Consider the following 18,824-nt stretch of genomic DNA (forward strand, 5'->3'; position numbering starts at 1 on the left):
TCAGGACCTCTTCTGGATCTCGGAGTAGAGCCGCTCGACGTCGTCGAGACCGCCGACGTTGTAGAACGCCTGCTCCGGGATGTGGTCGAGATCGCCGTTGGCGATGGCGTTGAAGCCCTCGATGGTGTCCTTGATGGACACGGTGGAGCCGTCCACGCCGGTGAACTGCTTCGCCGTGTAGGTGTTCTGCGACAGGAACTGCTCGATGCGGCGGGCGCGGGAGACGACGATCTTGTCCTCTTCGCCGAGCTCGTCGATGCCCAGGATCGCGATGATGTCCTGCAGCTCCTTGTTCTTCTGCAGGATCTGCTTCACCCGCGTCGCGGTGTCGTAGTGCTCCTGACCCACATACTGCGGGTCCAGGATGCGCGAGGTGGAGCTCAGCGGATCCACAGCCGGGTAGAGGCCACGCGAGGCGATCGCACGGGAGAGCTCCGTGGTCGCATCCAGGTGCGCGAACACGTTCGCCGGCGCCGGGTCGGTGTAGTCATCGGCGGGGACGTAGACGGCCTGCATCGAGGTGATCGAGTGCCCACGGGTGGAGGTGATGCGCTCCTGGAGCACACCCATCTCGTCCGCGAGGTTGGGCTGGTAGCCCACAGCCGAGGGCATGCGGCCCAGCAGCGTGGAGACCTCGGAGCCGGCCTGCGAGAAGCGGAAGATGTTGTCGATGAAGAGCAGCACATCCTGGTTCTGCACATCGCGGAAGTACTCCGCCATGGTCAGCGCGCTCAGCGCCACCCGCAGACGCGTGCCTGGCGGCTCATCCATCTGGCCGAACACCAAGGCGGTGTCCTTGAGCACGTTGGCCTCTTCCATCTCCACCCAGAGGTCGTTGCCCTCACGGGTGCGCTCACCGACGCCGGCGAACACCGAGGTGCCGCCGAAGTTGCGGGCCACACGGGTGATCATCTCCTGGATGAGCACCGTCTTGCCCACACCGGCGCCGCCGAAGAGGCCGATCTTGCCGCCCTGGATGTAGGGGGTCAGCAGGTCGATCACCTTGATGCCGGTCTCCAGCATCTCGGTGGAGCCTTCCAGCGCCGCGAAGTTCGGGGCCGGGCGGTGGATCGGCCAGCGATCGGTCACCTCGAGGTCCGAGATCGGCATGTCCAGGGTCTCGCCCAGGACGTTGAAGATGTGGCCCTTCACGGACTCGCCGACGGGCACCGAGATCGCGGATCCCGTGTCGTGCACGGGGGTGCCGCGCACCAGGCCGTCGGTGGCCTGCAGCGAGATAGCGCGGATGAGGTTGTCGCCCAGGTGCGCGGCGGTCTCGAAGGTGATCCTGCGGGTCTCGCCGCCGAGGGTGACCTCGGAGGTGAGCGCGTTGTACATCGATGGGATGGAGTCGGCGGGGAACTCGATGTCCACGACCGGGCCGATCACCCGGGCGATGCGACCAGTCGCACCCGGCTGACCGGCTCCTCCGGAGCTCTGCTCTGCAGTAGTGGCAGTCATCTCTCTCACTTCACTTGATCTTGGATGATGTCAAAACGTCTGTTGTTGGCCTGCGGGAGTCCCCGTGGGCTAGCTCGAGGCCAGGGCGTCGGCACCCGCGATGAGCTCGCTGAGCTCCTGGGTGATCTCCGCCTGGCGAGCGTTGTTGCGCAACAGGGTGTACTTCTTGATGAGCTCGTCTGCATTGTCTGCAGCCGATTTCATCGCCCGCTGGCGTGCCGCGAGCTCCGAGGCGGAGGCTTCGAGCATCGCCGCGAAGATCTTGGACTCGATGTACCGCGGAAGCAGCGCATCGAGGACCTCCTCGGCGGCGGGCTCGAAGTCATACAGCGGAGTCGGCTCGTGCGTGGCTTCTGCTTCCTTCTCCACGAAGGCCAGTGGCAGCAGACGTCGCACCACCGGTTCCTGCTTCACCATGGACTGGAATTCGGTGAAGACGAGGTAGAGCTCGTCCACACCGCCCTCCTCGGTGGGCTGCAGGAAGCGGTCGACCAGCGTGCGGCCGATCTCCTGAGCGCGTTCCACCTCGGGGGCGTCCGTGTTGCCGGTCCAGACCTGGTCATACTCCCGCTCGCGGAAGTCATAGAAGGCCTGCGCCTTGCGTCCATAGAGGTACGGGCGGATCTCCTTGCCGTCCTCACGCAGGCGCTTGGTCAGGGCTTCGCCCCGTTTGAGCACATTCGTGGAGTAGGCGCCAGCGAGACCGCGGTCGCTGGTGAGGATCAGCACTGCCGCGCGGGTGGGGTTCTCCACCTTGGTGGTCAGCACATGATCGATGTCGTTCTGCGAGGCCACGGCGGAGACCGCTCGTGTGATGGCATCTGCGTATGGCGAGGCTGCCCGCGCACGGCTGCGTGCCTTGCCGATGCGAGACGTCGCGATCAGCTCCATCGCCTTGAAGATCTTCTTCATCGACGAGGTCGATGCGATCTTCTGGCGGTAGACCCGAATCTGGGCTCCCATGCTTGTCCTTCCCTGATGTCGTCCAGCAAGTGATCCTGCTCAGCTGTGGTGTGAACCTCAGCTGCGCGCGGGGATCTCTTCCTGGCTGATCTCGTCGGCGGACATCGCTTCGGTCTGCTCGTTGCCCACGATGGAGCTCGCGCCCTCGGCGTGGAACTCCTTCTTGAACGCGGTCATGGCTTCCTTCAGCGCGCTGACGGTGTCGTCCTCGAGCTTCCCGGAGGCGGCGATGTTGGTGAGCACGTTGGTCTTGCGACGCAGGTAGTCCAGCCAGTCGGTCTCGAAGCGCTTGATGTCAGCGGTCTCGACGTCGTCCAGGTGACCCTGGGAACCGGTCCAGATCGAGGCGACCTGATCCTCGACGGCGTACGGGGTGTACTGGGCCTGCTTGAGCAGCTCGGTCTGACGCTCGCCGCGCACCAGCTGCTGGCGCGTTGCGGGGTCCAGGTCCGAGGCGAACATGGCGAAGGCCTGCATGTCCCGGTACTGGGCCAGGTCCAGCTTCAACGTGCCCGAGACCTTCTTCATGGCCTTGACCTGCGCCGAGCCGCCCACGCGGGACACCGAGATGCCCACGTCGACCGCTGGGCGCTGGTTGGCGTTGAAGAGGTCCGACTGCAGGAAGATCTGACCGTCGGTGATCGAGATGACGTTGGTCGGGATGTAGGCCGAGACGTCGTTGGCCTTGGTCTCGATCAGCGGCAGTCCGGTCATCGAGCCTGCGCCGAGCTCGTCGGAGAGCTTCGCGCAACGCTCGAGCAGACGGGAGTGGAGGTAGAAGACGTCGCCGGGGTACGCCTCGCGTCCCGGTGGGCGACGCAGCAGCAGCGACACGGCGCGGTAGGCCTCAGCCTGCTTGGAGAGGTCATCGAAGACGATGAGCACGTGCTTGCCGCCGTACATCCAGTGCTGACCGATCGCGGAACCCGCGAACGGCGCCAGGTACTTATAGCCCGCGGGGTCGGAGGCCGGGGACGCCACGATGGTGGTGTACTCCAGCGCGCCGCGCTCCTCGAGGCTCTGCCGCACGGCTGCGATCGTGGAGGCCTTCTGGCCCACCGCGACGTAGATGCAGCGGACCTGCTTGGAGACGTCGCCGGACTCCCAGTTCGCCTTCTGGTTGAGGATGGCGTCGATCGCGATCGCGGTCTTGCCGGTCTGCCGGTCACCGATGATCAGCTGACGCTGACCGCGGCCGATCGGGATCATGGCGTCGATGGCCTTGATGCCGGTCTGCAGCGGCTCGTGCACGGATTTGCGCTGCACCACCGAAGGAGCCTGCAGCTCCATGGGGCGGCGTCCCTCCGGGGCGATGTCGCCCTTGTCGTCGATCGGCTTGCCCAGCGGGTCCACCACGCGACCCAGGAACTCGTCGCCCACCGGGACCGAGAGGACCTCTCCGGTGCGAGTGACCTCCTGGCCCTCCTCGATCCCTGAGAACTCGCCGAGGATCACGACGCCGATCTCTCGGGTGTCGAGGTTCTGGGCCAGGCCCAGGGTGCCGTCTTCGAAGCGAAGAAGTTCGTTTGCCATGGTCGAGGGAAGTCCCTCGACACGTGCGATGCCGTCAGCCGCGGAGATCACGCGTCCGACCTCGACGCGCTCAGCGCTGCCGGGATCGTAGGATGCGGCGAAATCGTTCAAGGCGTTGCGGACGTCGTCGGCGTTGATGGTCAAGTCGGCCATCTGCAGTCCCTGCTCTCCTCAGTCATGGCCGCAGTGTGCGGCCGGGTGGTTCAAAGATTCACGTATGTGTTGAGCCAGTCTGAAGAAGACTAGCTGGCCAGTCTCCGGTCGAGATCGTTGAGCTTGGTGGCCACGGTGGAGTCGACCACCTCATCGCCGACCTGGACACGGATGCCGCCGACCACAGCAGGGTCGACGACGACGTCGAGTTTCAGCTCCCGGCCGAAGTAGCGGTCCAGGCTTGCCCGGAGCCGTTCCATGTAGCTGGGATCCAGCTCCTTGGCGACGGTGACCAATGCGATCCAGCGCTGCTGGCGGGCCGCGATCTGCTCGGTGAAACGCTTCACCAGCTGCGCGGGCCGAAGTCCGCGAGGCGAGGTGACGGCGCGGTCGATGAGCAGCCTGGCCTCGGCGCTGGCAGAAGGTGAGAGCGCAGCGCCCAGCTTCTGCTTCGCCTCGGGCTTCGCCTGCGGATCCGTCAGAGCGCGCTGCACCTCGTGCGAGGAGGACACCGTCCGGCGGAAGTCCAGCAGCACCGTCTCCAGCTTCTCGAGCCCGGCCAGGCCCTCGCGCTCGGCCTGGACGACCACCACGGCGACGGCCAGAACCTCGACGGCGTCGCCGAGGTCGCGCTCCTTGCTCCAGCGTCGGGAGACCAGAGCAGTCAGAACCTCCGCCGTCGTGCTGTTCACCTTCCCACCGAAGAGGCTGCGCGCCATCGCGGCGCGGTCCTGTGCCTCTCGGGAGGGATCGGTGAGGCTGCGCCGCAGCCCCGCCGAGGAGTCGAGCACGTCCAGTGCGGCGAAGAGCTCCCGAGCGACCTCAAGATCGGCCTGGGCCAGGGTCGACGCGAGCTCCTTCTGCACGGATGCGAGGGATTCGGTGGTCACCGCTGCCATTACTGTGCTGCTCCCGTCTGGCCAGCCTGGGCTGCCTGATCAGCGTCGAGATCCGCGAGGAAGCGATCCACCACTCGCTGGGAGCGGGTGTCGTCCTCCAGGGCCTCGCCGACGATCCGGCTCGCAAGCTGCGTGGCCAGCGAACCGACCTCGGCCTTCAGCGAGTGCGCAGCAGAGGCGCGCTCTGCGGCGATCTGCTGCTGAGCCTGCTCGGTGATGCGGGCCGCCTCGGCGGCGGCCTTCTCCTTGTGCTCGGCGACGATCTGCGCACCTTCAGCGCGAGCTTCCTCGCGCATCCGGCTCGCCTCAGCACGGGCATCGCCGAGGTTCTTCTCATACTCGGCCTTCATGGCCTCAGCCTCAGCCTTGGCCTTCTCAGCCTCGTTGAGACCGCCCTCGATGGCCTCGGTGCGGGCCTGGTAGGACTTCTCGAATGCTGGCACGATCCATTTCTGGACCACGTAGAACAGCACCAGGAAGCCGAGCACCACGACCAGTGCTTCCCAGGGGTTGGGGAGCAATGGGTTGGCGTCGCCTTCTGCTGCCTGGATCAGAGATGCACTGATCATGTGTTCACCCTTTTTTCAGTAGTCTGACGATCTCAGAGGGCCCGGAGCTCCGGTGCCCGTCCCAGAGGAATCGGACCAGCGTCAGAGCACGAAGGCGAAGACGATGGCGAGGATGAAGACCGCCTCCGCCAGCGCGAAGCCGAGGATGGCGATGGGCTGCAGCACACGCTGAGCCTCGGGCTGGCGGGCCACACCGTTGAGGTAGGCCGAGAAGATCATGCCGATGGCCAGAGCAGCGCCGAAGCCTGCGAGACCCATACCGACCATGTTCAGAGTGCCGTCCATATGTGTTGCTCACTTTCTGTCTGAGTCCGGCGTGCGTGCCACGCGGACGTTTCAATGTCAGGCCTACCGGCGTCTGCCGGTCCGCCGCTGCCACTCGGCCTCCGGGTCAGGAGAGCCGAACCGCATAGAGGAAACTCATCAGTGGGCGTCAGCCTCGATGGAGCCCTGGATGTAGATCGCTGTCAGCAGGGCGAAGACGAAGGCCTGAAGGACCATCATCACCAGCTCCAGGAAGTACAGCGGGATCGAGCCCACCAGGATCAGCGCGCCCAGGCCGTAGCCGTCCAGGCCGCCCTGCTGGGCCACGAGGAATTCGACGCCGGATCCGGCGAGCATCACGATGATGTGCCCGGCGAGCATCACAGCCATCAGTCGCAGCGAGTGCGTGAGCGGGCGGATGATGAAGTTCGAGAGGAACTCCAGGACCACCAGCAGCGGCAGCAGCCACTTCGGCACCCCGGAAGGGACCGTCATCAGCTTGATGAACTTCGGTCCGTGGGTCCTGAAGCCCAGCACGATCCAGGTGATCCAGATGATGCCGGCCAGCGCGTAGGCAGGCCCGGCGTGCGAGAAGGTCGGCAGCTGCAGCCCGGGGACCGCGCCGAAGATGTTGTTGACCAGGACGAAGAAGAAGACCGCGAAGAGCAGCGGGATCCAGCGGCGGAAGTGCTTCTCGCCGAGGATGTCGCGGCCCAGGGTGTGCCGGACGAAGCCGTAGCCGGACTCGGCGATGAACTGCGCGCGGGAGGGCACCAGGGACTGCTTCCGGATCGCCCACATGAAGAACCAGGAGATGACGATGACCGAGAGGATGACCATCAGCATGTTCTTGCCGAAGCCAGTCCCCCACTCCGCCATCCAGGGAAAGATCTCCGGAAGGTGCGTCTCAGAAATCGTGGGCGGCTGGAATCCACCTTCATTGGTGGCCATGGGCGCAAGCGAATGCAACGCTGGTCCTCTCTGCGGTGTCCGTCAGTGGGTTCAAACCCCGGGCATCGGAAGCCGGATCAACTCCGTCTCGCCTTGTATGTGGACAGCCAGTCTGTTAAGAGACCTCCGAATGACCGTCCACGGGCAACTGCCCCGCGCAGGTGTTGGAAAACACAGAACTAGCGCGGGAAGTCACATAGAGCCTACCAGAACGAGGGCTTCGGCTCTGCCGCGCGACGTCGTCGACGGGCGTTCTGCTCGGCGCTGAGTCTGCCCTGCCGGGCTGGATCAGTTCTTGAGTCGGTGCCGCAGGGCCCGCGACGCGGCGGCGCGGTTGACCCGCAGCGCGCGACGGCGCAGCCAGGGTCCCAGCGTGAGCACCAGCGCCGCCCCCAGGCTCAGCACCATGCCCAGAGCCACCAGCCACCAGTCCACGAAGTTGAACGAGACCGCTCCGAAGGCGAAGAGCGCCGACCAGAAGTAGAGCAGCAGCACCGCCTGGGGATGCGAGTAGCCGCCGTCGACCAGTTTGTGATGAAGGTGGCCCCGGTCGGGGCTGAAGGGCGAGGCGCCACGGGCGGTGCGCCGGGCCACTGCCAGGGCGAGGTCGAGCAGCGGAAGCAGCGTGACCGCCAGGGGCAGCAGGATCGGCATATATGCCGGGATGTTACGGAATCTGAAGCCCTCCGCGAGCTGGCCGACGTCGGCGGTCACTGCCAGCGCCCCGGCGGCCATGACCAGTCCCAGCAGCATCGCCCCGGTGTCGCCCATGATGATCTTCGAGGGGTAGAAGTTATGCGGCAGGAACCCCAGACAGGAGCCCACCAGCACGGCCATGAGCAGGGTCACCAGGTTCGAGGCGTCGAAGGCGTTGATCGAGAGCGTGAGCAGGTAGCTGTAGATGAAGAAGGCCGCCCCGCCCAGGGCCGCCACGCCGGCGGCGAGGCCATCCAGGCCGTCGATGAAGTTGAAGGCGTTGATGGTCAGCACCACCACGAACACGGTCAGCATCGCTTGGACCAGCGGACCCCCGACCCCCAGCCAGCCCACCGGCATCACCTCCAGCTGGATCCCGTGCAGCACCAGGGTCACGGCGGCGAAGACCTGGCCGCCCAGCTTGACCATCCAGGGGATGTCCCAGGCGTCGTCGGCCATGCCGACCACCAGGATCACCAGCATCGCGGCGAAGACCCCGCGCACCGGGGTCAGGTCCGCGAAGATCCCTCCCAGGTAGGGAATCGTGGAGGCGGCCGCCAGTCCCACCACCATCCCCAGGAACATCGCGACTCCGCCCCAGCGCGGCTTGATCGCCTGGTGCACGTCGCGGTCCCGGATCGGGGTGTAGATGCCCAGTCGCAGGGCGACGATGCGCACCGCAGGGGTGAGCGCATAGGTCACCACCATCGAGACGACCAGGACGGCCAGGAAATAGATCATGAGTGGGCGTCGGGGGCCTCTGCCTCGGGCTCCACTGAAGGGACCACGGCCTGGACCTCGGCCAGCGGCAGGGCACCGGAGCGCACCACGCGGGCCGGGCTCACGGTGGCGTCGATGATGGTCGAGGCGGCACTGCTGGCGCGCTCCCCGGCGTCGAGATACACCGCGACGGACTCGGCGAGCATGCTCTGCGCCTCGGTCACATTCGTGGCCGCGGGCATCCCGGTGCGGTTGGCGGAGGACACCGCCAGCGGCCCGGTGGCGGAGAGCAGGTCCAGGGCGAGCTCATCGGCGGGCATGCGCAGCGCCACGGTGCCATGGGTCTCCCCCAGGTCCCAGTGCAGCGAGGGCTGAGCGTGCAGGATCAGGGTCATCGGGCCAGGCCAGAAGGCCTGGGCCAGTGCCCGCGCCTGCTCGGGCACGTCGATGGCCAGGGCGTCCATGACCTCAGGGCGTGCGATCAGCACCGGTGGCGGCATCGCGCGGCTGCGCCCCTTGGCGGCGAGCAGCACCGCGACGGCCTGCGGCGAGAAGGCGTCGGCGCCGATCCCATAGACGGTGTCGGTGGGAAGGACCACGGTCTCCCCGCGGGAGAGTGCGTTCTGTGCCGCGGCGATGCCCTCGGCGCGGGAGGCGGGGTCCGTGCAGTCGACTGTCTGGCTCACGCGCGCCATTCTTCCACGACCGCGGCTGGATCCAGGTCAGCCACTGCGCTGGTGGCGCGGTCCCGGCCGGTGAGGTCCTGGTGCGTGCTGACCGCGGAGAGCCAGGGGTCGCGCCGGCAGTGCTCGGCCAGCGCGTCCGCCTGAGCCTCGGCGTGCTCCAGGATGAACCAGCCCCCCGGCTTCAGCAGCCGCTTGGCGGTCTCGATGACTGCGCGAGGCATGATCAGCCCGTCGTCTCCCCCGCCGTAGAGCGCGAGCTCGGGATCATGCACCCGGACCTCCGCCTCGCGCGGCACCATCCCGGCCGGGATGTACGGCGGGTTGGACACCACGACGTCGAAGCTGGCCTCCCAGTCCTCAGGCACCTCGCGCAGGTCCTGCTGATGCAGGGTGACCCCCAGCGGGTCCAGGTTGAGCTGCGCCCAGGCGGCGGCCTGCGGTGAGAGCTCCACCGCGTGGACCTCCGCGCTCGGGTGCTCCGCGGCGATGGCCCCGGCCAGGGCGCCGGAGCCGGTGCCGAGATCGATCACGCGGGGCCGCCAGGACGCGGGACGCTGCGCGGCCATCCTGCCCAGCTGATCAAGGGCCGCCTGGGCCACCTGTTCGGTCTCTGGGCGCGGGATGAAGACCCCGGGCCCCACTCGCAGCTCCATGTGACGGAACGGGGCCAGTCCGGTGAGGTGCTGCAGCGGGATGCGCTCTGCGCGCTCGGCGATGAGCTCCGTGATCCGGTCGGCCTGCGAGGCGGGCACCGCGCTGCCGGCCAAGGTCATGGCAGCCAGGCGTCCGCGGGAGACCCCGAGCACGTGGGCGGTGAGGATCTCTGCGTCCACCCTGGGGCTGGGCACCCCTGCGGCATGCAGCCGCGCTGTCGCCTCGCTCAGCAGCTGATCGGCCTCCCGGGCTGCCGACTGGGCTGCCAGCTGGGCATCGGTGGGGTCGGGGGCGTGCACCGGGCTCAGCCCTGGCTGTCGTTCAGCGCGGCGAGTCGCTCCTGCTCGTCGAGCTGGACGCAGGACTGGATCACGGCCTCCAGGTCACCGTTGATCACGGTGTCCAGGTTGTAGGCCTTATAGCCGGTGCGGTGATCGGCGATCCGGTTCTCCGGGTAGTTATAGGTGCGAATCCGTTCGGAGCGGTCCATGGTGCGGACCTGGGACTTGCGCACCTGCGCGTTCTCGGCGTCGATCTGTTCCTGCTGGTGCGCCAGGATGCGGGAGCGCAGCACGCGCATCGCGGCCTCGCGGTTCTGCAGCTGTGACTTCTCGTTCTGCATGGCCACCACGATCCCGGTGGGCAGGTGGGTGATCCGGACCGCGGAGTCCGTGGTGTTCACGCTCTGTCCGCCCGGTCCGGAGGAGCGGTAGACATCGATCTTGAGGTCGTTCTGGTTCAGCTCCAGCTCCTCGGGCTCATCGACCTCGGGCAGCACCAGCACGCCGGCGGCGGAGGTGTGGATCCGGCCCTGGGACTCGGTCTCGGGCACGCGCTGCACCCGGTGCACTCCGCCTTCGAACTTCAGGTGGGCGTAGACCCCCTGGGCCGGGTCGTTGGTGGAGGACTTGATCGCCATCTGCACGTCCTTATACCCACCCAGGTCTGAGGGCGTGGAGGAGATGATCTCGGTCTTCCATCCCTTGGACTCGGCGTAGCGGGTGTACATCCGCAGCAGGTCCCCGGCGAAGAGCGCCGCCTCATCGCCCCCGGCTCCGCCCTTGACCTCGATGATCGCGTTGCGGACATCGTTCTCATCGCGTGGGATCAGCATCCGCAGCAGCTTCGCCGCGGCCTCCTCGCGGGCGGCGGTGAGCTCAGGGATCTCCGCGGCGAACTCAGCGTCCTCCTGGGCGAGCTCCTGGGTGGTGGCCAGGTCCTCGCTGAGCTGCTTCCAGGTCTTATGCGCCTCGGCGACGCCGTTGAGCTGCGCGTAGCGGCGTCCCAGCCGACGGGCCAGGGACTGGTCGGCGTGGACCGCGGGGTCGGCGAGCTGTTCCTGGAGCTCGGCGTGCTCAGCGAGCAGCGTCGAGACGGAGTCGAACATCCTGGCGTTGATCTCTTCGCTCATGACTGGCTTCTCTTTCGTTTCCGTGGCTGATGCGCGGACGCACTGCTGGCAGATCGGGCTGGTACAGGCGAAGCCCGGGGTGAGCAGATGCTCTCCCCGGGCTTCAGCTTCTGAGGTGGCTAGTTGCCCTTGTCTCCGAGCGTGGTCTTGGACGCGAGCATCAGGAACTCAGCGTTTGACTGGGTCTCCTTGAGCTTGTTGATCAGCAGCTCGAGACCCTGTTCCTGCTCGAGTCCTGAGAGCACCCGGCGCAGCTTCCACATGATCTTGACCTCCTCGGGCGAGAGCAGGTTCTCTTCACGACGGGTGGAGGACTCGTTCACGTTCACGGCCGGGAAGATCCGCTTGTCCGCCAGACGGCGGGACAGACGCAGCTCCATGTTGCCGGTTCCCTTGAACTCCTCGAAGATGACCTCATCCATCTTGGACCCGGTCTCCACCAGCGCGGTGGCCAGGATGGTCAGCGAGCCGCCGTTCTCGATGTTGCGCGCCGCGCCGAAGAACCGCTTCGGCGGGTAGAGCGCATTGGCATCGACACCGCCGGAGAGGATCCGACCGGAGGCCGGTGCCGCGGTGTTGTAGGCGCGGCCGAGCCGGGTCATGGAGTCCAGCAGGACGACGACGTCCTTGCCCAGTTCCACGAGTCGCTTGGCACGTTCGATCGCCAGTTCCGCGACGGTGGTGTGGTCCTCCGCCGGACGGTCGAAGGTCGAGGCGATGACTTCGCCGTCGACCGTGCGCTGCATGTCGGTGACCTCTTCGGGCCGCTCGTCGACCAGGACCATCATGAGGTGGACCTCAGGGTTGTTCATCTTGATCGCGCTGGCCAGCGCCTGCAGGATGATGGTCTTGCCAGCCTTCGGCGGGGAGACGATCAGGCCGCGCTGGCCCTTGCCGATCGGGGCGATCAGGTCGATCACCCGGGGGGCGATGTTCTTCGCGTCCCCCTCCAGGCGCAGACGATCCTGTGGGTAGAGCGGGACCAGCTTGCTGAACTCCACACGGTCGGTGTTGGACTCGGGCGGGCGCCCGTTGACCGCATCCAGCTTGACCAGCGCGTTGAACTTCGCGCGCTTCTGCGGGTTCTCCCCCTCGCGGGGGGCCCGGATGTGCCCGTGCACCGCGTCGCCCTTGCGCAGATTGTGCCGCTTGACCTGTGCCAGGGACACATAGACATCGTTGGGTCCGGAGAGGTAACCCGAGGTGCGCACGAAGGCGTAGTTGTCGAGCACATCCAGGATCCCGGCCACCGGGACCAAGACGTCATCCTCGGTGATCTCGGTGTCATCGACCTCGGGATCGCGGCCGCGACGGCGGTTGTTCCGATCACCGCGATCGTTGCGGTCATTGCGATCATTCCGGTCGTTGCGGTTGCGACTGCGCCGGTTCCGGCGTTCCTCGTCGCGTCCGCCGTCGTTGCGGTTGTTCTCACGCCCGCCGTCGTTGCGGTTGTCGCCGCGACCACCGTCGTTGCGATTGTCGCCGCGACCACCGTCGTTGCGATTGTCGCCGCGACCACCGTCGTTGCGGTTGTTCTCACGCCCGCCGTCGTTGCGGTTGTTGCCGCGTCCGCCGTCGTTGCGGTTGTTCTCGCGGTTGCGGCGGTTCCGACCTTCCCCGTCGTTGCGCTGGCCGTTGTCCTGGGCCTGATCCTGCTCCTCGGAGCGGGAAGACGAGTTCGAGGTCTGCGCGTCACTCTGCGCGGCGTCCTGCTGCTGGCCCGAGTTCTCGTCCCGGTTGCGATTGCGGCGGTTGCGGTTGCGTCCGCGCGGCTGGGATTCGGCAGCGTCGTCGCTGCCCTCGGTGTTCTGCTGCTCTGACCGGCGGTCGTTGCCGTTGCGGTCGTTGCTGCTGCGCTCGTTGCCCTCCTGGGGCCCGTTCTCGCGGGGGCTCTCGCCGCCCTGCGCGCTGGCAGCGCCGTTGGCGCTGGCGCCGTTGTCCTCGGCGGCGGTGTCAGCGGCCTTGGGATCGGCCTTGGAGCGGCGGCGACTCGGGCGCTTCGGGGCGGTCTCGTCGGTGGCGGCGTCCTGGTTCCCGTCCTTGGCGGCCTCGTTCTGGCCACCGGAGGTCTTCGCCTGGTCCTGCTTCTTCTCTCGCTCGGCGACGGCGCCGCCGCGCTGATGCGAGGAGATGGCATCCACCAGTGCGGATTTGCGCATCCGGGAGCTTCCAGTGATGCCCAGCTGCGAGGCAAGCGCCTGCAGCTGTGCGAGCTTCAGACCGGCAAGCCCGGAGCTCTTGGCCTCGGGTGCAGCAGACTCGGCCTTCTCGGGGCTCTGAGTCGCAGTGGTCTCAGCGGTGGTTTCTGTCACGAAGGTTCCTTCCCCCTCGTCAGGCAGGCCCGGCGGATGCGCCGACCTGCGATGTCTTCAACGGAGCGTCAGAAGTCCGTTGGCTTATTTCAGTTTCTTCCGCGCGTACAGCGTTGGGGAGGCTTCTTGCGCGGTCCTCATCCCCGGCGGGGAGTGGGATCATCGCGAGACTCTGCTCAACCGCTCCGATGGAGGGTCGGCAACGTCCAGCGCGCTCAGGAATACAGCGCAACGTGCGCGAAGGAACATCGCGGTGATCTCTTCGGGGCCAGCTCAGTGGTCCGGTGGAGTGAGCGTGTCGAGCACGCCATCAACGCCGATGTTTTTCCACTGTAGCACCAGTGTCCGCGATCGGCAGGATCGACGGGGTGAAGAAACGGCCCAGCTCGTCGGGTCCGCCCAGGGCTGAAATCTGTTCCGCCGCGGCGCTGGCCTGGGCCTCGGATTCCGTGAGCACCAGCACCGAGGGGCCTGCCCCGGAGATCACCGCAGCGAACCCTGCCGCACGGAGTCCATCCACCAGCGCCATCGACGCCGGGAAGGCGGGACGGCGCTGCTCCTGGTGAAGGGCATCCTCGGTGGCTTCGAGCAGCAGCTGCGGGGCAGTGGTCAGGGCGTGGACCAACAGCCCGGCGCGGGCCGAGTTGCGTGCCGCATCGGCGTGGGCGACTTCGGCGGGAAGCAGATCCCGTGCCACCTGCGTGGACTGCTCAAAGTTCGGCACGGCCACCACGGTGCGCAGCTGCGGATGTGCCCGCAGCGGGGCGGTCTTGAAGCTCGCGGCGCCGCTGGCGGCATCCGGCGTCGCCGCAGGGCTGGCCTGCCAGGAGATCGCCACTCCCCCGCGCAGCGCCGGGACATAGTTGTCCGGATGGCCTTCGATCCGGGATCCGATCTGCAGCTGTTCATCGGCGCTGAGCCCCTCAGGCAGCAGAGCATCTGCGGTGATCACCGCGGAGGCCACTGCGGCGGCGGAGGATCCGAGCCCACGACTGTGCGGGATGTTGTTCACCGCGTGGACGGTGAGGTCCGGGAGGCTGAAGCCCTTGGCGTTGAGGATCTTCTCCACCAGGCTGACCACCAGGTGTGAGGCGTCGCGGGGCAGCGTCGCGGACCCCTCGCCGTCCACGCTGATCTCGACCTGCGCGGTGTCGGCTGCGCGCGGGGCGGCGTGGACGGTGATCTCGTCGAACAGGCTCAGCGCCAGACCCATGCTGTCGTACCCCGGCCCGAGGTTCGCCGAGGTCGCGGGCACCCTGAGGTGGAAGGACACCGGCCCGGCCAGCGGCTCCCGCAGCTGGGGCGCCGGGTGACCGGTCCCCGGGCCAGGTGCCGCGGCCGGGGGCGTCTTGGCCGAGGGGGCCACCGCCTGTTCGGGCGCCAGGCCCTGTCCGAGCTTGTGCATGCTGGGCTGCCGGCTCATCGGATCAGAGCCCCAGCTGCCGTGCCACGGTCTCCACGTCCTGCGGGACCATGGTGGGGGTGACGTCGGAGCCGTCGGCGTTCTTCAGCGCCCAGTCCGGGTCCTTCAGGCCGTGTCCGGTCACCGTGATCACGATGGTCTTCTCCGCCGGGACCTCACCGGCGGAGTGCTTCTTGATCAGGCCAGCGACCCCGGCCGCCGAGGCGGGCTCCACGAAGACGCCCTCCTTGGAGGAGAGCCAGCGGTGTGCGGCGAGGATCTCTTCATCGGTCACCGACTCGATGACCCCGCTCGACTGGTCCCGTGCGGCCTCGGCCTTCTCCCAGGAGGCGGGATTGCCGATCCGGATGGCGGTGGCGACGGTCTCCGGCTCGGTCACCGGGTGGCCCATGACGATGGGGGCCGCACCCTCGGCCTGGAAGCCCCACATGATCGGGGTCCGGGTGGCGACCGCGGCCAGCGGGGCGCCGGTCCCGCCGTCGCGGGGGTTGGTCCAGGGCTGGGAGTATTCCTGGTAGCCCTTCCAATAAGCAGTGATGTTGCCAGCATTGCCCACCGGGAGCATGTGATAGTCCGGGGCGTCCCCGAGCGCGTCGACCACCTCGAAGGCTCCGGTCTTCTGGCCCTCGATCCGAGCCGGGTTCACCGAGTTGACCAGGAACACCGGGTAGTTCTCTGAGAGCTTGCGGGCAATGTCGAGGCACCCGTCGAAGTTGCCGTCCACCTGGATCAGCTCCGCCCCATGGGCCACGGCCTGGGAGAGCTTGCCCATCGCGATCTTCCCCGCGGGCACCAGCACCGCGCAGGTCAGCCCGGCCGCAGTGGCGTAGGCGGCAGCCGAGGCAGAGGTGTTTCCGGTGGAGGCGCAGACCACGGCCTTGGCACCCTCGGCCACGGCGGCGGTGATCGCCATGGTCATCCCGCGGTCCTTGAAGGACCCTGTGGGGTTCATCCCCTCGACCTTGAGGTAGACCGTGCCGGAGACCAGCTCCGAGAGCGCCGGGGCGTGGACCAGCGGCGTTCCGCCCTCGCCCAGGGTGATCACCTCGGTGGTCTCATCCACGGGAAGTCGGTCTGCATACTCGCGGATGACTCCGCGCCATTGGTGCGCCACGAGTGGGTGCTCCTTCATCGTCGTGCTGGTGGGGTCTGATCGGGTGCGGCCGTGCCGTGAGGTGCTGCCGCCCTGCGGGTCGCTGCTCTGCGGGTCGCTGTCCGCGGGGTTACTGTTCGACCTCGACGCGCAGCACCGAGTTCACCGCCCGGACCACGTCCAGGGCGCGCAGCGTCGCCACCGTGTCGGAGAGGTCCTTCTCCTTGGCCAGGTGGGTGACGATCTGGACCACGGCGCCGCGCTCGCGCGCCGCCTCGGTGTCCACCTCGCCGTCGATCGAGACGCTGCCGGGCTGACGCATGGACTCGATGGAGACGTGGTGATCGGCCAGCACCCGTGCCACCTCGGCGATGACACCCTCCCGGTCCGCGACCACCATGTCGATGTAGTACTGCGTGCGGGCGTCATCCACCGGAAGCCCACGCACCCGCTGAGCGTCTCCATCGGTGCCCGCCGCGCCGGGGCGGTCCGGTCCGCCGTGCAGCCGGCGCGCCACCGAGACCACGTCGCCCATGATCGCCGAGGAGGTGGGCAGCCCTCCGGCGCCCTGGCCGTAGAACATGAGTTCCCCAGCGTTCTCGGCCACCACGAAGACGGCGTTGAAGGCCCCGCGCACACTTGCCAGCGGGTGGGTGCGCGGCAGCAGCGTGGGGTGCACGCGCAGGATGGCGCCGTCGTCGTTCTTCTCCACGATCGCCAGCAGCTTGATCACGTAGCCCGAGGCCGCGGCGGCTTCGATGTCGGCGGAGGTGACGGCCGTGATGCCCTCGCAGTAGACGTCATCGATGGTGAAGGGTGCGTGGAAGGCCAGCGCTCCGAGGATGGCGGCCTTGGCCGCCGCATCATGGCCCTCGACGTCGGCCGTCGGGTCCGCCTCGGCGTAGCCCAGTCGCTGCGCCTCGGCCAGCGCGTCGTAGAAGGCGGCGCCGGTGGAGTCCATCTGGTCCAGGATGTAGTTGGTGGTGCCGTTGACGATGCCCATCACCTTGGTGATCCGGTCCCCGGAGAGCGACTCCTGGATCGGACGCAGGATCGGGATCGCACCGCCGACGGCAGCCTCGAAGCGCAGCAGGGCACCGGACTCTGTGGCTGCCTGGCTGAGCGCGCCGCCCTGGACCGCCAGCAGCGCCTTGTTCCCGGTGACCACGGCGGTGCCGGCGCGCAGTGCGCGCTCCACGAGGGCTCCGGCGGGTTCGAGTCCGCCCATCAGCTCGATGATCAGGTCGGATTCGTCCACCAGCGCCTCAGCGTCGGTGGTCAGCAGCTCACCCGGAATCTTCCAGTCCCGCGGGGCTTCGACGTCCCGGACGGCGACCCCGATCAGCTTGATCGGCGCACCGACGCGGGAGGAGATCAGCTCACGCTCCTCGACCAGGGTGCGTGCGACCTGGGAGCCGACGTTGCCTGCGCCGAGCAGACCGATCTTCAGCGGCTCTGCAGTAGTCCTGGCTGCGGACATCATGACCTCAATCCCTTGTGCCTGTTCGGTTCCCGGCGCTGCGCGTGGGCTCTGGGTCAGCCTGCGGCGAAGCCGGTGTCGCGCCCGAGCATGTCCTGCTCGGTCTCCCGGCGGATGAGCACCTGGGAGGCACCGTCTGCGACGGCGACCACCGCTGGTCGAGTCAGGTAGTTGTAGTTGCTCGAGAGCGAGTGGCAGTACGCGCCGGTGGCGGGAACGGCCAGGAGATCATCCCGTGCCGTCGCCGTCGGCAAGTATACGTTTCGCACCACGATGTCGCCGGACTCGCAGTGTTTGCCCACGATGCGAGACAGCACGTGATCACCGGTGACGCGGCGGGACGCGAGCACCGCGGAATAGTCCGCGTCATACAGCACGCCGCGGGCGTTGTCGCTCATTCCGCCGTCCACCGCCACGTAGCGCCGGGAGGCGGTGCTGCCGTCGGGCGCGTCCACCTGGACGTCCTTCTGCACGCCGACCCGGTAGAGCGTGATTCCGGCGGGTCCCACGATGGCCCGTCCGGGCTCGATGGAGATCCGCGGCACGCTCAGACCGTGCTCCGCACAGGCCTGCTTCACGGTGGTCGCCAGCGCCGCGGCGATCGACTCCGGGTCACGCGGGGTGTCGGCCTCGGTGTAGGCGATGCCGTGGCCGCCGCCGAGGTCGAGCTCGGGAAGTTCCACCCCGTGCTCGGCCCGCAGGCTGGCCAGGAAGGTGATCAGCTTCTGCGCGGCGAGCTCGAAGCCGGCCGGTTCGAAGATCTGCGAGCCGATATGGGCGTGCAGTCCGCGCAGTTCGACGCCGGGGAGCTCAAGTGCCCGAGTGGCCGCGGTCCAGGCCGGGGAGCCCAGGTAGGGGTTTGCGGAGCCTGCCGGAGCGGCACCAGGGGCGGGGGTCAGGGAGAGCCCGAACTTCTGATCCTCGTGCGCGGTGGCGATGTATTCATGGGTTGAGGCGTGCACCCCGGGGGTCAGCCGCAGCATGACCGGGGCTCGGGTGCCGGCGGCCACGGCGAGGCGGGAGATGCGCTCCAGCTCATCCGAGGAGTCGGCGATGACGCGACCGATCCCGGCGTCCAGGGCACGCTGGATCTCGGCGTCGGACTTGTTGTTCCCGTGCAGTCCGATCTTCTGCGGCGGGACTCCGCCTGCCAGCGCGAGGGCCAGCTCGCCGCCGGAGGCGGTGTCGACGCAGAGCCCCTCGGCCACGGCCCAGCCTGCCACATGGGTGCTCAGGAACGCCTTTCCGGCGTAGAAGACATCGACCTCGGTCTCCGGGGCGAAGGCCGCGCTGAAGGCTTCCCGGAAGCTGCGGGCCCGTGCCCGGAAGTCTTCCTCGGAGAGCACGTAGAGCGGGGTGCCGTGCTCGGCGGCGAGGGTCTGGACGTCGACCCCGCCGATGACCAGGCGACCTTCCGCGTCGCGATGCGCGTTGCGCGGGAGCAGCGCGGCCTCGAGGTCGTCGGTGTCCCGGCGGGCGCTCAGCCAGGTCGGGGCCAGCGGGTGAGCTTCGGGGGCTGGGCGGAGCGTCTGCTCTGCAGCGCTCTCCGACGTGGA

The 18,824-nt window shown here is 67.8% G+C and carries 16 protein-coding genes; all 16 read right to left on the reverse strand.

The genetic code is table 11. The annotated features are described in order from the left end of the window. Complete coding sequence (atpD, locus tag HNR11_RS12515) at window positions 1–1,461, reverse strand: F0F1 ATP synthase subunit beta (RefSeq protein WP_058888956.1); 1,461 nt, start codon at window positions 1,459–1,461, stop codon at window positions 1–3. 69 nt (window positions 1,462–1,530) lie between these two features. Next, window positions 1,531–2,424, reverse strand: a complete 894-nt coding sequence (locus HNR11_RS12520) for a F0F1 ATP synthase subunit gamma (protein WP_058888955.1) — start codon at window positions 2,422–2,424, stop codon at window positions 1,531–1,533. Window positions 2,425–2,481: 57 nt separating this feature from the next. Beyond that, window positions 2,482–4,110 (reverse strand): F0F1 ATP synthase subunit alpha, encoded by a 1,629-nt coding sequence (gene atpA / locus HNR11_RS12525; RefSeq protein WP_179442652.1) that lies wholly within the window; start codon window positions 4,108–4,110, stop codon window positions 2,482–2,484. An 89-nt stretch (window positions 4,111–4,199) separates the two neighbouring features. Next, window positions 4,200–5,009, reverse strand: coding sequence for a F0F1 ATP synthase subunit delta (locus HNR11_RS12530; RefSeq protein WP_179442653.1), 810 nt, complete (start codon window positions 5,007–5,009; stop codon window positions 4,200–4,202). Next, window positions 5,009–5,578, reverse strand: a complete 570-nt coding sequence (locus tag HNR11_RS12535) for a F0F1 ATP synthase subunit B (RefSeq protein ID WP_058888952.1) — start codon at window positions 5,576–5,578, stop codon at window positions 5,009–5,011. Before HNR11_RS12535 ends, HNR11_RS12530 begins: the two co-directional genes overlap by 1 nt. An 81-nt stretch (window positions 5,579–5,659) precedes the next feature. Beyond that, window positions 5,660–5,863, reverse strand: a complete 204-nt coding sequence (locus tag HNR11_RS12540; protein ID WP_036476452.1) for an ATP synthase F0 subunit C — start codon at window positions 5,861–5,863, stop codon at window positions 5,660–5,662. Window positions 5,864–6,001: 138 nt separating this feature from the next. Further along, window positions 6,002–6,793 (reverse strand): F0F1 ATP synthase subunit A, encoded by a 792-nt coding sequence (atpB, locus tag HNR11_RS12545; RefSeq protein ID WP_083504897.1) that lies wholly within the window; start codon window positions 6,791–6,793, stop codon window positions 6,002–6,004. Between the two features lie 288 nt (window positions 6,794–7,081). Continuing rightward, a complete protein-coding gene (locus HNR11_RS12550; protein WP_179442654.1) occupies window positions 7,082–8,230 on the reverse strand; it encodes an MraY family glycosyltransferase in 1,149 nt (382 codons plus the stop codon). Then, the gene (locus HNR11_RS12555) at window positions 8,227–8,904 is read right to left on the reverse strand and encodes an L-threonylcarbamoyladenylate synthase (protein ID WP_179442655.1); all 678 of its coding nucleotides are present in this window, start codon (window positions 8,902–8,904) and stop codon (window positions 8,227–8,229) included. The genes HNR11_RS12550 and HNR11_RS12555 overlap by 4 nt, the downstream gene beginning before the upstream one ends. After that, on the reverse strand, window positions 8,892–9,818 hold the full coding sequence (gene prmC, locus HNR11_RS12560; RefSeq protein WP_179443012.1) for a peptide chain release factor N(5)-glutamine methyltransferase: 927 nt from the start codon (window positions 9,816–9,818) through the stop codon (window positions 8,892–8,894). The genes HNR11_RS12555 and prmC overlap by 13 nt, the downstream gene beginning before the upstream one ends. A gap of 35 nt (window positions 9,819–9,853) precedes the next feature. Next, on the reverse strand, window positions 9,854–10,936 hold the full coding sequence (prfA, locus tag HNR11_RS12565; protein ID WP_179443013.1) for a peptide chain release factor 1: 1,083 nt from the start codon (window positions 10,934–10,936) through the stop codon (window positions 9,854–9,856). Window positions 10,937–11,079: 143 nt separating this feature from the next. Next, window positions 11,080–13,272 carry a transcription termination factor Rho gene (rho, locus tag HNR11_RS12570; protein WP_179442656.1) on the reverse strand — a complete coding sequence of 731 codons (2,193 nt, stop codon included), beginning with the start codon at window positions 13,270–13,272 and terminating at the stop codon, window positions 11,080–11,082. Between the two features lie 310 nt (window positions 13,273–13,582). Next, window positions 13,583–14,677: a homoserine kinase gene (gene thrB, locus HNR11_RS12575; RefSeq protein WP_179442657.1), complete on the reverse strand. Its 1,095-nt coding sequence runs from the start codon at window positions 14,675–14,677 to the stop codon at window positions 13,583–13,585. Between the two features lie 22 nt (window positions 14,678–14,699). Beyond that, complete coding sequence (thrC, locus tag HNR11_RS12580) at window positions 14,700–15,809, reverse strand: threonine synthase (protein ID WP_058888946.1); 1,110 nt, start codon at window positions 15,807–15,809, stop codon at window positions 14,700–14,702. Between the two features lie 109 nt (window positions 15,810–15,918). Next, the gene (locus HNR11_RS12585; RefSeq protein ID WP_179443014.1) at window positions 15,919–17,268 is read right to left on the reverse strand and encodes a homoserine dehydrogenase; all 1,350 of its coding nucleotides are present in this window, start codon (window positions 17,266–17,268) and stop codon (window positions 15,919–15,921) included. Between the two features lie 56 nt (window positions 17,269–17,324). After that, window positions 17,325–18,767, reverse strand: a complete 1,443-nt coding sequence (gene lysA, locus HNR11_RS12590) for a diaminopimelate decarboxylase (protein ID WP_218850024.1) — start codon at window positions 18,765–18,767, stop codon at window positions 17,325–17,327. Between the last annotated feature and the right edge of the window lie 57 nt (window positions 18,768–18,824).

Origin of the sequence: Nesterenkonia sandarakina (genome assembly GCF_013410215.1) — a bacterium.
GTDB classification, from domain to species: domain Bacteria; phylum Actinomycetota; class Actinomycetes; order Actinomycetales; family Micrococcaceae; genus Nesterenkonia; species Nesterenkonia sandarakina.

Coding starts and splice junctions, on each gene's coding strand:
- HNR11_RS12535 (WP_058888952.1), bottom strand. CDS start 5,578: ATGATCAGTGCATCTCTGATCCAGGCAGCAGAAGGCGACGCCAACCCA.
- HNR11_RS12555 (WP_179442655.1), bottom strand. CDS start 8,904: ATGGCGCGCGTGAGCCAGACAGTCGACTGCACGGACCCCGCCTCCCGC.
- prfA (WP_179443013.1), bottom strand. CDS start 10,936: ATGTTCGACTCCGTCTCGACGCTGCTCGCTGAGCACGCCGAGCTCCAG.
- atpB (WP_083504897.1), bottom strand. CDS start 6,793: ATGGCCACCAATGAAGGTGGATTCCAGCCGCCCACGATTTCTGAGACG.
- atpA (WP_179442652.1), bottom strand. CDS start 4,110: ATGGCCGACTTGACCATCAACGCCGACGACGTCCGCAACGCCTTGAAC.
- HNR11_RS12585 (WP_179443014.1), bottom strand. CDS start 17,268: ATGTCCGCAGCCAGGACTACTGCAGAGCCGCTGAAGATCGGTCTGCTC.
- HNR11_RS12530 (WP_179442653.1), bottom strand. CDS start 5,009: ATGGCAGCGGTGACCACCGAATCCCTCGCATCCGTGCAGAAGGAGCTC.
- HNR11_RS12540 (WP_036476452.1), bottom strand. CDS start 5,863: ATGGACGGCACTCTGAACATGGTCGGTATGGGTCTCGCAGGCTTCGGC.
- thrB (WP_179442657.1), bottom strand. CDS start 14,677: ATGCACAAGCTCGGACAGGGCCTGGCGCCCGAACAGGCGGTGGCCCCC.
- HNR11_RS12520 (WP_058888955.1), bottom strand. CDS start 2,424: ATGGGAGCCCAGATTCGGGTCTACCGCCAGAAGATCGCATCGACCTCG.
- HNR11_RS12550 (WP_179442654.1), bottom strand. CDS start 8,230: ATGATCTATTTCCTGGCCGTCCTGGTCGTCTCGATGGTGGTGACCTAT.
- atpD (WP_058888956.1), bottom strand. CDS start 1,461: ATGACTGCCACTACTGCAGAGCAGAGCTCCGGAGGAGCCGGTCAGCCG.